Source organism: Alteromonas sp. Mac1 (assembly GCF_001562125.1).
Lineage (GTDB): Bacteria > Pseudomonadota > Gammaproteobacteria > Enterobacterales > Alteromonadaceae > Alteromonas > Alteromonas stellipolaris.
The window spans coordinates 3,922,790-3,936,177 of the sequence record NZ_CP013932.1 but is presented as its reverse complement, the minus strand read 5'-3'; the positions used below and the strand labels follow the sequence as shown (position 1 = coordinate 3,936,177).

The 13,388-nt window shown below is 43.1% G+C and carries 9 protein-coding genes; 5 read left to right on the top strand and 4 right to left on the bottom strand.

The genetic code is table 11. The annotated features are described in order from the left end of the window. Nucleotide 1: 1 nt before the first annotated feature. Nucleotides 2–580, bottom strand: a complete 579-nt coding sequence (locus tag AV939_RS16680; protein WP_057789472.1) for a porin family protein — start codon at nt 578–580, stop codon at nt 2–4. A 507-nt stretch (nt 581–1,087) separates the two neighbouring features. Between AV939_RS16680 and katG the strand changes: the two genes are divergently transcribed. Both katG and AV939_RS16670 read left to right on the top strand, forming a co-directional pair. Continuing rightward, on the top strand, nt 1,088–3,388 hold the full coding sequence (gene katG, locus AV939_RS16675) for a catalase/peroxidase HPI (RefSeq protein ID WP_061093601.1): 2,301 nt from the start codon (nt 1,088–1,090) through the stop codon (nt 3,386–3,388). A gap of 388 nt (nt 3,389–3,776) precedes the next feature. Next, the gene (locus AV939_RS16670) at nt 3,777–4,262 is read left to right on the top strand and encodes a hypothetical protein (RefSeq protein WP_057789474.1); all 486 of its coding nucleotides are present in this window, start codon (nt 3,777–3,779) and stop codon (nt 4,260–4,262) included. Here the strand turns inward: AV939_RS16670 and AV939_RS16665 are convergent. Further along, entirely contained in the window at nt 4,259–5,584 is a 1,326-nt protein-coding gene (locus AV939_RS16665) for a mechanosensitive ion channel family protein (protein WP_057789476.1), read from the bottom strand. The genes AV939_RS16670 and AV939_RS16665 overlap by 4 nt on opposite strands. A 446-nt stretch (nt 5,585–6,030) precedes the next feature. After that, nucleotides 6,031–6,762 (bottom strand): FadR/GntR family transcriptional regulator, encoded by a 732-nt coding sequence (locus tag AV939_RS16655; RefSeq protein WP_057789480.1) that lies wholly within the window; start codon nt 6,760–6,762, stop codon nt 6,031–6,033. A gap of 520 nt (nt 6,763–7,282) precedes the next feature. Between AV939_RS16655 and AV939_RS16650 the strand changes: the two genes are divergently transcribed. The 3 genes from AV939_RS16650 to AV939_RS16640 all read left to right on the top strand — a co-directional run bounded on the left by AV939_RS16650 (nt 7,283) and on the right by AV939_RS16640 (nt 10,731). Continuing rightward, nucleotides 7,283–8,185, top strand: coding sequence for a sugar kinase (locus tag AV939_RS16650; RefSeq protein ID WP_231701231.1), 903 nt, complete (start codon nt 7,283–7,285; stop codon nt 8,183–8,185). Nucleotides 8,186–8,214: 29 nt separating this feature from the next. Further along, complete coding sequence (gene eda, locus AV939_RS16645) at nt 8,215–8,829, top strand: bifunctional 4-hydroxy-2-oxoglutarate aldolase/2-dehydro-3-deoxy-phosphogluconate aldolase (protein WP_013782684.1); 615 nt, start codon at nt 8,215–8,217, stop codon at nt 8,827–8,829. A 510-nt stretch (nt 8,830–9,339) separates the two neighbouring features. Then, complete coding sequence (locus AV939_RS16640) at nt 9,340–10,731, top strand: DEAD/DEAH box helicase (protein ID WP_057789485.1); 1,392 nt, start codon at nt 9,340–9,342, stop codon at nt 10,729–10,731. 139 nt (nt 10,732–10,870) lie between these two features. On the opposite strand, the gene AV939_RS16635 is transcribed toward AV939_RS16640, so the two are convergent. Next, complete coding sequence (locus AV939_RS16635) at nt 10,871–13,375, bottom strand: ATP-binding cassette domain-containing protein (protein WP_138118244.1); 2,505 nt, start codon at nt 13,373–13,375, stop codon at nt 10,871–10,873. Nucleotides 13,376–13,388 lie beyond the last annotated feature (13 nt).

Genomic DNA, 13,388 nt, shown 5'->3' with positions numbered 1-13,388 from the left:
TTTAGAATCGGTACTCAACACCGATGCTTGCCTGCTTCAGGTCTGTCTCGAAATTAGTGTCGTCGATATCATCTACTGCTTCGTCCGCATCTAGCTCTGCGTCGTACACTGTGTATTCGGCGTTAACCAAAAAGTTTTTAGTAATGGCGTAGCTTAAACCTGCGCCAACGAAAAGACTTTCGTCATCGTAGTCGCTAGAAATACCACCTAAATTGTATTCAGTTTCTGACCATAATTGACCTACTTTCGCGTACAAAGAGAAACGGTCTGTTACCGGAAGGATACCCTTAATTGCTGCCGTGTACCCATCGGTATCCCCGCCAGCGATATCGTTGCCATAGTCACCGAAATCGATGAAACTACCTTCTACCGCAACCCACTCGTTAAATTTATAGCCTAGTAATCCCTGCCATACATCTTTGTCGTCATCAAAATCGTCTTCACCTTCTACGCGAAGGTATCCGTAGTTACCACCGACATAAAAGCCACTTTCGTCGACGGAGTAGTCATTCGACTGAGCGTAACTACCGAATGATGTAAGTGCTGCAATACCTGCAAGTGCTGTAAGTGTGTTTTTCATAATGACATCCTCGTTTTAATTTCCAACGTTCCATTAGCTTCCAGTAAAGGAAGATCCACGTGAAGATGAAATGCTTCACGTTTGATAACACTGACTATTCATTCGGCGTGCCAGCGTAAAATTGTCTTAAATGAGGGAAATAGTGGGAAAGAGTTTCACGATCTAACTTAATGTTTGATTGGTATTGAACAAGTTTTAGCCGCCGATTAAAAGTTGTACGGCATAACTTTCTTACAGTATGAAAAGAGTACATAGCGCCTTAAATACGCAATATCTTCCTTCAAGACTAATGTGAACAAAATACTTTTTGGGGATGCGATGTCTAAGCACAAAATATCTTAATCAGTATTTCCTATCGGGTTCATTCAATTTATTAACTGTCTTTTAAGCTAACCTCTAACTATCTTAGTTATGTGAAATAATTGTTAACCGCGAAGTGTTATGGGTAGGTGACTTTTCGTACCTATTCACGTGCGGCGGGTAAACACACTAAAATGGGACAACAACATGAAAATTACCAGGGTACGCAAAGCTACATTAGCAGGTCTGATTTCGTTGGCGCTAGGTACTTCGCATTCATTTGCTGACAATGAAATTAGCAAGCCAGCCGGCGCAAAAGGGACTGGCATGGTTCAACCTTTTCAAGCAAGAACGAATAATTTTTGGTGGCCAGAACAATTAAACTTATCTCAACTTAGAGACCACGATAGCCGCTCAAACCCACTTGGTGACGACTTTGACTATGCAAAAGCATTCTCCTCACTTGATTTAGACCAAGTTAAAGCTGATGTGAATGAATTACTGACCACTTCGCAAGATTGGTGGCCAGCAGATTATGGAAACTATGGCCCTTTCTTTATTCGACTTTCATGGCACAGTGCAGGTACATACCGTACGTTAGATGGTCGAGGCGGGGGCGACGGTGGTCAAATGCGCTTCGACCCGCTTAATAGCTGGCCTGATAATGCAAGCTTAGATAAAGCACGCCGATTACTTTGGCCAATAAAGCAAAAGTACGGTAAAGCATTATCGTGGGGAGATCTCATGATACTTGCCGGCACGGTAGGTATGGAAAACATGGGTTTTGATACCTATGGTTATGCCGGTGGTCGAACAGATGACTGGGAACCTGATATGGTTTATTGGGGGCCAGAAGTAGAAATGTTGGCGAGTGATCGCGAAGAAAAAGGCGGTGAGCTTCAACGCCCACTAGGCGCGACTCACATGGGTTTAATTTACGTTAATCCAGAAGGGCCTAAAGGTGTACCTGATCCTATGGGATCAGCGAAGAATATTCGTACCGCATTTAATCGTATGGCCATGAACGATGAGGAAACAGTGGCGCTAATCGCAGGTGGACATACCTTTGGTAAGATGCACGGCGCTCACAAGCCTGCCGACTGTTTAGAAGCAGAGCCTGGTGGTGCAGGTCTTGAAGAACAAGGCTTAGGTTGGAAAAACAACTGCGGCAAGGGGCATTCTGAAGATACAGTTACGAGTGGTTTAGAAGGGGCGTGGACGCAGCTTCCAACGCGATGGACCAGTTTATATCTACAAAATCTATTAGGTTTTGAGTGGAAACAAACTCGTAGCCCTGCAGGCGCTATTCAATGGATACCTACTGATGAGTCGGCGCAAACCGCAGTGCCAGACGCTCATGTAGAAGGGAAGCGACACGCGCCAGTGATGACAACAGCAGACCTCGCCCTTAAGTACGACCCTGAATATCGCAAGATAGCGGAACGCTTTCTTGCTGATCCAAAAGAATATCAAACCGCCTTTGCGAAAGCTTGGTTCAAGTTAACTCACCGCGATATGGGCCCTAAAGCTCGTTATCTTGGAAACGATATTCCTGAAGAAAATTTTGTATGGCAAGACCCGGTTACTAACACTGATCACAAGTTGGTAAGTGATGGCGATGCTAAAAAGTTAAAAGCGGCTATTTTAGATTCGGGCCTTAGCGTACAACAGTTGGTTAAAACAGCGTGGGGCTCTGCAGCAAGCTTTAGAGCATCAGACTACCGAGGGGGCGCAAACGGTGCGCGTATCGCACTTGCACCACAAATGGATTGGTCGGTAAATGAACCTGAAACCGTTAAAGCTGTTATATCTACGTTAAAAGAGATACAAAAAGACTTTAATGGCGGTAAAGCATCAAGCCCTAAAATTTCGTTGGCTGACCTCATTGTATTGGCAGGTGGAGCCGCTATTGAAAAAGCGGCTGCCGATGCAGGCGTTGAAGTTTCGGTACCGTTTGTTCCAGGGCGTGGTGACGCTACGCAAGCGCAAACTGATGTGAACTCGTTCTCACTGTTAGAGCCAACAGCTGATGCATTTCGAAACTACTACAATGCAGAGACTAGCTATCGCTCACCTGCAGAAATGTTGGTAGATAAAGCCGACCAACTGAACTTAACCGTTCCAGAAATGACGGTGTTAATTGGTGGTATGCGTTCCTTAGGTGCAAATAATGGCAATAGTACTCATGGTGTGTTCACAAGTAATGTGGGTACGCTGAACAACGATTTCTTTACTACATTGCTTGATATGAATGTTAAGTGGAGAAAAACAGACGACGCTGCGGTTTATGAAGGCATAAACCGTAAAACCGGTAAAGTGCTCTACTCAGCTACACCTGTTGATTTAGTGTTTGGTTCAAATAGTGAATTGCGCGCCGTGTCAGAAGTTTACGCTTATGACAATGCAAAAACTAAATTCGTCGAGGATTTTGTAGATGCGTGGACAAAAGTGATGACACTAGACCGCTTCGATTTACGTCATGACTTAAGCAGTCCTTTGAAGCGCTAAAGTTAAAGATTAACTTACTTATTAAGAACGCGGGCATGCCCGCGTTTTTTTATTGCTAAGAAATTAAACACTACGTGAAAGAAGTAAGAAAGATACCAAAGATTAACGCTGCACCTGCCGCAAACTTTCTATACACTGAATAGCTAAGATAAAAAACAATACGCGCTAGCAATGTTGTAATTTACCTCCTTGCGTTGCCAGAGAAGCAACTGCATAGAAGTGACTATGAAGGCATGACAGTCAGAGCAGTGAAGTCAGGTAGTGAAAGCGATATGTTGAAGGCAGAAAATATCTGCAAAGTCGTGATGAGAAGGTAGTGATTGATACTGATGCATCAGCTAATAACCCATAAAACCACCTAGCATACCTAAGTATTTAATAAATAATCATGGCAACTATACAGCGACAGCTTGTGAACCTCGAAATACTAGCCGAAGATTTGGCTTCACTTTCAAGTGAACAGTATGGGGGCGAGCAGCATATTAGGCTCATTGAAGAATACAAAGAAGCCCTTGACCACTTATCAGATAGTGCCAAACCAGAAACGGAAAGTGGTTTTAAAAAAAGGCTGGCGACATCTACGTTAGCCCACGTTCTGGAAAGTAAGCAGATGATAGGTGTACATCTAAAACTCATTGGTTACGTGCTCACCTTTTGGGATGCAAATCAAAAAGCCAATCTAATATTAGACAGTAACTTTGGTGAAAATGCCGACAAACGCTTAGAGTTGCTACAAGTAAAAGCCATAAGAGCCAAGGCTCAACTAAAAACGGTGGCCCATGCTATGGGGCAGGCCGATTATCAAAACTTTATCGACCTGCTAAATCTGCGTGATGCCCAATGGCAGTGGGATGTGTTACTTTCTCGCTACTAGGGCGTGGTATTTCGAATACCAATACCATTTTCGTTGACCACACGCACTTCACGTTGAGGGAAGGGGATTTCAATCTGGTGCTCTCGCAGTGTTTCGAACACGGTTAATAAAAGGTCGCCGCCAACGCGGTTTTTTCCATCATCAACGCCATCCATCCAAAACTCAACGAACATATTAACGCCTGAGTCACCAAAACTGTCAATTTCGCAATCAGGCAGTTCTTCAAAGGGTATGCCTTCGCCGCTAATAACTTGAGGATGTTGGGCCACTGCATCTTTTATAATTTCTACCATTGCTCGAATATCAGTTTTATAAGCAACTGAAAAATCGATGCGGTAGCGCTGTTTCGGATCTTTGTGGGTCCAGTTTATAAGTAATGAGCTAATAAACTTTTCGTTAGGTACGAGTATGTCTTTACCGTCGAAAGTTTCCAGCACCGCGTAGCGCATTTTGAATTCCCGCACTATACCTTTTTGGCCATCTTCAAGTTCTACGAAATCACCTACCGTAAGCGATCTATCAAGCAATATAATAATGCCTGATATAAAGTTTGAAGCGATAGATTGCAGTCCCAAGCCTAAGCCCACACCCAGTGCACCACCGAAAACCGCCAGGGCAGTTAGGTTTATTCCCATTACGTTGAGTAGTAGCAGGAATACAATGCAAAATAAGGCAACTTCAAAGAGTTTAGCGAACACTTCCTTCGTAGACACATCTAGCGTGGTGTGGCTGCGAATAATGTCTTTTCCGAGGGTATTCGATGCTCGGCCTAACCAAAACAACAAGCCGCCGAAGAGGAATACCCTTGTTATTCCATAGGCTGAAATATCGACATTACCAATGGATAACGACATCGATTCTAACGCACCGGTAACAACCGGTAATACACCGACTAGGTGTAGAAATAAAATAGGTAAGCCTATCCATCGCATGAAACCAGCGAAAACGGGGTTGTCTATAAAACCGCTAATCATGGAAGCAACAAATAACATGACTGCCACAACAACTGCTACTTCAAGCACCCAAGCATCGAACTGAAATTGCTCACCTAGCACCGTAGTCAATTTTAGTATGCTGATGGTAATGACGGGGAATAGTGTACCGCCAAGTTTGAATAGCATGTTGTGTAATGTATGTGCCCCGCTTTTTGGCGCTTCCCGTGTAAACTTAAAAGGCTTTCTAACTTGCCTTGCTAGAATAAAGGCAAGCGCGTATATCACCGCAATGAGCAAAACTTGAATGAGAAACGTCGAGGTATACACCGATGCTTGTATCAGGGTCCATTTTTCTTGTATGAAGTCGAAAAACGTATTTAGGATCATTTGATTATAATTCGCAAAACCATGACGAGCAGAATACTCGAAATTATAGACTAAACAATAGCGCGCTTTTTAAACTGATTTTTGCATGCCGTAAAGCAATTTCGTACACAGAATACGTATTTATACAAAACTATCCTGGTTGATGAACCTAACGTTATAGGCGCTCATTATTTATTGGTAATGCTTATTGGTAATATCTTTTCTTGTTTGTGGTTGACAAAGTGGCGTGATGTTTATATATTTTGAGCTGAAGTTAACGCGACTAATGCTGACGCGCTACTTTTTAGACATCCGTATTAGTAAAAACAGATTTACTCAAATACAAACTCATATCAAGAAAAATAAAAATACTCTGAGTACCCTACTAAGTAACAGGCTTCGAAAGAAGCCTGTTTTGTTTGTGCTAAACGCAAAAGGATTTTCACCATTTAAGCGAGACAGGTGATTTATTTACTTAGATGAGAAATTGAATATAAGCCCCTCGTCTTATCCGTCTTGCGTTTAACCTCTTCTAACTCTCTTGCTTCACTAGCATCAAATAATGCATTTATTAAACGGTTAAAATGGCTGTGCATGGCTTTGCGAGCCGCTGCCGTGTCGTTGCTAGCAATTGCGTTGAAAATTTCCGTGTGCTCTTTTATTCGTTGGTCAATACCTTGAGAGCAGACATCGTTATAGGCCGCCACTATTTCAGGTGTTGAACGACGAAGCTCCCATAAATTTTCAACCGAAAGCTGCACTGCATGGTTATGTGTGGCTTGGGAAATAATATGGTGGAAACGTTGGTCCGCTTCATCAGCAAGAGCGGGGGAGGCCATATCTGACAAGGCTTTTTTAAGCGCAGTCACCTCGTCGTCGCTTATCGTAGATGCGGCCAACGCAGCAGCTTCTCCTTCAATCAATGCTCTGGCTTGAGTAAGCTCGAAAGCACTAATAGGTTTTACTGTGTGCTGGGGATTTTTTTGCGCTATTACATAAACACCTGATCCAGTTTTCACTTCCACTCGTTCGCGAACCTCTAGTGCGATTATTGCTTCACGAATAGTAGGGCGGCTCACGTTGTAGGTCTGTGCTAGCTCTCGTTCCGCTGGCAGTCGACTCCCAGCTGGGCATATACCTTGATCGATTAAGTCTTCGAGTTTTTCTACAATACTCCAGAAAAGCCGGCGAGATTTCATGTTTTAACCTTATTTACATATATTGGTAACGTCGCTGTTACACAGATTGTAGCCTGAAAGTGTGTCTATTCGCAAAGTGCGACAAATATCGCAATGCTAATCACAAATAAAAGCATGATTAAATTTCTAGATATTCATGCTTGGTAATAACTGGTCATTGCTCTGGTAAAATAAATTGGTTGTATTTGGTCGTCCAATTGGTTAGATTGTGTTTTTCGTGTGACATTTCTTTTACACAAAATGAACATCGTAAATGGCTTATATGGCCATGGTTGGCGAGCAAAAAGTGAAATCAGTATAGGTTCAGTGCGATTAGGCGAGACAGCTGTCATATCTAGTTATACTGGATAGCAGTGAACGATATCGACGATAGTCCCATAAAAGTGGCGATTAGGTAAGCGAAGTCTATCTGTAATCAACCTTTCGCTGGCCTTCGGATTGAACGGCTACTACGTTAAGTAGACAGTGCATATTAAATTGGAGTCTGTGTAGCATGAGAGTTGGTTTTATTGGCGAATGTATGTCAGAGCTTAGAGAAGCCGAAAACGGCTTACTCTCTCAAGGTTTCGCAGGTGACACGTATAATTCAGCCGTTTATATGAAACGTACATTTCCTCAACATGATGTTTATTACATCAGTGCCGTTGGCAAGGATGCGTTAAGTGATGAAATGGTCATGCATGCTGTCAATGAAGGAATAAATCCACGATTTATTGGCAGACATGAAGAGAAGCACCTAGGTCTTTACCGTATCTATACTGACGATACTGGTGAACGCTCGTTTGTTTATTGGCGTTCGGATTCTGCTGCAAAAAGCATGATGCAAACCCTCGACAGCAACGATATTGCCGCAATGACCGCCTTCGACATGGTGTTGTTTAGTGGCATTAGCTTAGCGATAATAAACGAAGAAGACCTTTCGACGTATTTTTCTTTATTAACCCGATTAAAGTCGGCTGGCGTTAAGTTAGTCTTTGATATCAATCACCGCCCCTCGTTGTGGAAAAGTAAAGACGACGCCAAGCGTCTCTATGCTAAAGCTTATGAGCTAGCAGATATTATTCTTCCTGGTATTGAAGACTTCAACTTCTTATATGGCATAGACACTATTGACGAAACACTGAAATTTTTAAGTGATTACACCTTCGACGAAGTGATTATAAAAAATGGCAGTGACGCTGTTACCGTTATCAACCAGCAGGGCGATATATCTCAAGTCCCGCTTACGCCCGTTGAGAATGTGGTCGATACAACATCTGCAGGAGATGCCTTCAACGGCGTTTATCTTGGGGCAAGACTAGAAGATTCGTCACAAAAAGAAGCGGTCGAGAAAGCCTCCAAAAGCGCGGGATTTGTTATCCAGCACAAAGGCGCCATTGTGGATGCCACCGCTTATAGCCTCTTTAGTAAAAATTTAACCTGATCCTTACGCAAAATTACACAGAGAAAACTATGAATTCTATATCTTCAATTATGGGAGAGCAGAAGCTTTTACCTATTATCCAAGTCAATAACGCAGACGATGGTGTAGATATCGCTAAAGCGATGTATGAAGCGAACTTGCGCACGGTAGAAGTGGTACTTCGCTCAGAAAAGTCTGCCGAAGCCATTACAGCGATAAAAGCAGCTCTACCTGAAATGATTGTAAGCGCGGGAACGATTATCGATGAAGCTTCATTGAAAATTGCTAAAGACGCGGGCGCTGATTTCATAGTGACGCCAGCCGTCACCGAGCGCTTACTCACAGCATTAACAGCTTGTGGATTACCTGTATTACCAGGCGTTTCCACCGTTGCTGATATTGTATTAGCAAGAGAACATGGCTTTCGTGAAATGAAGTTGTTCCCAGCGTCACTTTCAGGTGGTGCTGCATTCTTAAAAGCCGTTGGTGGTCTATTTAAAGATACACGTTTCTGTCCAACTGGCGGTGTATCGGAAAGTAACTACCAAGACTACCTATCCATGAGCAATATCTTTGCTGTGGGTGGAACGTGGGTAGCAAAGCCTGAGTGGGTTGAAGCGAAAAACTGGCAAGCTATTACTGATGCGTGCCTAGACGTTAAATAGTCAAGAAAACCGTCAATTCTACAAGTTGCTGCCAGAGTAAGGGGCTTACCCTTACTTCTGGTAGCCCGTCTTTTTTACTGCAAATGATTTTTCTCTTAACTTACTGGCAAAATGGTGTAAACCACTGCGTTTTCACTAATGAGATAGTCAATAATAGGCTGTTTTGCACGCAACTTTGAATAAGCGCTTTCAAGCGAATTCGATAATTACGTATTGAAAACGGAAATATAGAATCACCGTTATACCATTTCTTGTATCTATGCATACGAGCTTAACGATCAAGGTTAAAAATTAACCTAGCGAGTGAGGCTAAACAGTGGTAATATGCGCCCGCATTTTGTAGGTACTATTTTAATTTGATAATTGTTTCTGCTTTTATAATTACTATTGCAAGTCCCTCTCGCGTTTCACATTACGAACTTTACCGTTTTACACCTGCTTCAGACTGATAACCCTTCAGCGCAGACCGGTTACGTTGCGTAACCTAATTTTTATTTCCAGGAGTTATCCATGTCTTTTTCTGAGTTGGGCCTAGCTGCCCCGCTACTACAAGCTATTGAAAAACAGGGCTATACAACGCCTTCGCCAATTCAGCAGCAAGCTATTCCCATTATTCTTGAAGGCAAAGACATACTGGCAGCAGCACAAACAGGTACAGGTAAAACCGCGGGCTTTTCTTTACCTTTGCTACACCGTTTATTGGATGGCAGACCCGCTGCATCTAATTGTGTTCGCGCACTTATTTTAACGCCAACCCGTGAACTCGCGGCTCAGGTGGAAGAAAACGTAAAATCGTTTAGTGAATTTTTGCCACTTAAAACCGCCGTGGTGTTTGGTGGTGTGGGTATTAACCCGCAAATGAAAGCGCTACGCTCAGGTGTTGATGTACTTATCGCCACCCCAGGCCGCTTGCTTGACCTTTACCAACAAAACGCGGTGAAATTCAGCCAACTAGAAACTTTGGTGTTAGATGAAGCGGATAGAATGCTAGACATGGGCTTCATCCATGACATAAAGCGTATTCTTAAATTGTTGCCAACTAAGCGACAAACTCTATTGTTCTCAGCCACGTTCTCGTCTGAAATAACCACGCTGGCGCAAACTATTACGAACAACCCTGAAAAAGTGTCTACGGCACCTGCTAATACTACTGTTGAAACCGTTCTGCAGCATTTAGTGCCTATCGACAAGTCTAAAAAAACAGCAGCCTTAATTAGTCTAATTAAGAAAAATGGTTGGAAGCAGGTGTTAGTGTTTAGTAGAACTAAGCATGGCGCTAACCGTATTGCAGACAAACTGAGTCGAGCGCGTATTCCCAGTGCAGCAATCCATGGCAATAAAAGCCAAGGTGCACGTACTAAGGCGCTGTCTGAGTTTAAAAGTGGTGACATTGATGTGCTAGTAGCAACTGATATCGCTGCCCGAGGTATCGATATCAACGAGCTACCGATTGTTATTAATATCGACTTGCCAAACACGCCAGCTGATTACGTTCACCGAATTGGCAGAACTGGTAGAGCAGGGGCGAGTGGTCAAGCATGGTCTTTCGTTAGTATTGATGAACTAGATCAACTTAAAGATATCGAAACCCTTATTCAACAACTGCTTCCGCGCCACGTTATTGAAGGTTTCGAGCCTCAAGCTAAAGTACCAGAAACTACATTGTCAGCGCCTAAAAAGCCAAACAAGCCTAAGCGTCCGCGCCAATCTCAAGGTGGCAATGGTAACGGTAATAGCCAAGGTGACAGGCCCGCACGTCGTTCAGGTAGCCGAAATGGACCTCGTGGGCAGGGCAGACCGGGCGGTTCTGGCAAGCCAGGCGGCTCTGGAAAACCTAGTGGTTCAGGTCGTTCAAACGCTGGCAAACCTAGCTCGCGTAGAGCGCCAACGAGTAAAGCTTAAGATTATCATAGCGGCAGGTAAGACTACTGCCGCTAATGGCTAACCGCAAACTACTCGCTGCCATTTTCTTGTGCAAACTTTACTATCAAAAATTTCTCGCGGCTAATCCTCTGCTACTAATTCACTGCAACAGTTAAGGCTAAATAAAGCGTTTATCTTTGCTTCGAAGTGCAAGTAACAATCCACAGAAAGCCAATATATTTATCAATGTGATGGCAATAATTACTCCTGTAAAACTTTCAGGAAATAAGCTCACCATCCCTGACTTATCGTCATATAAATTGAGTTGCTGCATTGCGCCTTGTGTGGTGAATTCTGCGGCATTATTTTCGTTTCCCGTTGTGGGTGGAGTTAACACGCGTTGCATAACCGAAGCAGGAATATCGGCTTTTTCATTTGTCCATTTACCTAGCTCTCTAGCGGCTTCATCTTGAATGTGGGCAAACCCTTCCGTTCCCCAGCGACCTAACGTTAAATAGCTAAGTAGAATTTTTATATTGTTATCTAATGGCGCAATAATACCAGCAAGCATAATCTGAGGCATAAGGGCGATAGGTACAAAGGTCATGACTTTTTCGGTTGTAGTGAAAACTGCTGATAGAAACAATCCGAATAGGGTGGCAGAAACCGATAACAGCAGCATAAAGAGCGCGGTGCTACTTATACTCCATAATTGTGTCTCTTCACTAATGCCATTAACGCTATTACCGCCGCTGTAAGCTAAATGAGTAATCCCGATGAATATGGCAACTTGAATGCAGGCAATAATCGACAGTACCGTTAATTTAGATGCAATATAATTAAAGATGTTTAGGTTATACATGCGTTCTCGTTCATAAATGGGCAGTTCTGATACTATTTCCTTGGCAGCGTTGCTTACGCCAAACCACACGGCGGAAACCGCCATCATAAACATTACGCTGACCTGTAACTTGCTAAATATGAAGACCAATAACCCCCCAATAATAAGAGGCTGAGCAAGCAGTAGAAGCAAATTGGCGTGGTCGTTAAGTTTGATATTAAAATAGCGAACACATAGCCAGAAATATTGCCCTAAAAGCGCGGTATTCGACTTATTCGCAAGTACTTCCTGCTTAACGCTAAGTTCAGAAGCCGGGTTTTGACTCACCCAGTGATCGTACCAACGCTTGCCTTGATTAGGATTTTTCATCATAGAATACACTTCAATGATATTGTCTTTTTCGAAGTGGTTAAGCAGCTGGTTTTTATCGCCGTAGTAGGTCTGATATCCCCCCTTCGACAAAAAGATAACCTGATCAACATAGTCTAAATCCGAGGGTTTATGCGTTACCATAATAACCGTTTGGCCTTTACTCACTAGTCGCCTAATACACGATAAAAAATCTTCAATAGTTTCGGGATCTAAAGGGGAGGTGGGTTCGTCAAGAAACAGTATTTTAGGATCGTTAAGTAGTTCTACAGCAATAGATACTCGTTTTCTTTGCCCGCCGGATAAATCACTCACTTTACTCTTTCTGATAGCGTCGGTATCTAAGTTTAAACTTGCCAATACCGTACTAATTTTATTTTTGATTTCCTGCTTTGTTACGTCGTCTGAAATGCGTAATTTGGCCGCGTAAAAAAGGGTCTTTTCCACACTTAATTCACCGTGCACAATATCGTCTTGGGGCACGTAGCCAATGTATTTCTTAAGGGTATTGTAGTTACTATTATTAAGCTTTAAGCCTTGAACAGTAATCGCACCTGACGTAATAGGATTGGCGCCATTTAAGCCTTTCAAAAGGGTTGATTTACCGCATCCAGAAGGGCCCATTAGGGCAATAAATTGCTGACTGGGTATTTTCAAACTCATGGTGTTCAGGCCAACTATCCCCTTGGCATAAACCTTTTCAATATTATCTGCCACAATGGCATATTTGAGTTCTACAGTTCCGGTTTGAATCGCAAACGTTGTAGTACCAATAGTAATTTCGTCAGTGGCGGTGATGTTTACTGAGCCAGCTATTCTTTCGCCGTTTACAAAGGTGCCATTGGTTGTATCAAGATCTTTAAGGGTAATGCGATTATTAGAAAGCGTAAGCAACGCATGTTTGCGTGAAGCTTGTAGCGAATCAATTACGTAATTGCAGTCGTAAGAACGACCAATTAATACTTGCCCGTGGGTTAACAACAGTTGATGAAGCTCGTCATTTCCTGATCCGCTGTGGGTTATAGGCCCTTGCGGTGCAGCATCCAAATTAGACGCCAAATTCAAGCCCTGTCCGGTTAAATGTGAAGTCGATGAAGGCGATGACGTAGTCGGTTTTAGTGTATTGGGTGGTGAATTTGAAGCTAGTTGCTCTGCAACAGATGAAAGCTGAACGTGAATGCTGCCATTGGCCAATAAAATAGTACTGGGCAGTTGTACTGCATAGGTTTGCCCCCCAATCAATCTCACGTCGCCAATAGCGCTGCCATTAGAGCTGTTATTATCGGTAACAAAAATCTGCCCATCTGTGTAGCGCAACGTTAAATGCCGCCGCGATAATAACTCAGCATTAATGCTTGAATAGCAAGTGTCAGAACGACCAATATCGAACTCACCGTTTTGCGACAGGACAAATTCCGACTCAACCCCACTCAAGGAAGTTATGGTAACGCTTACTGCTTGTAACTCTGCCATTTTGTTCTCTTTA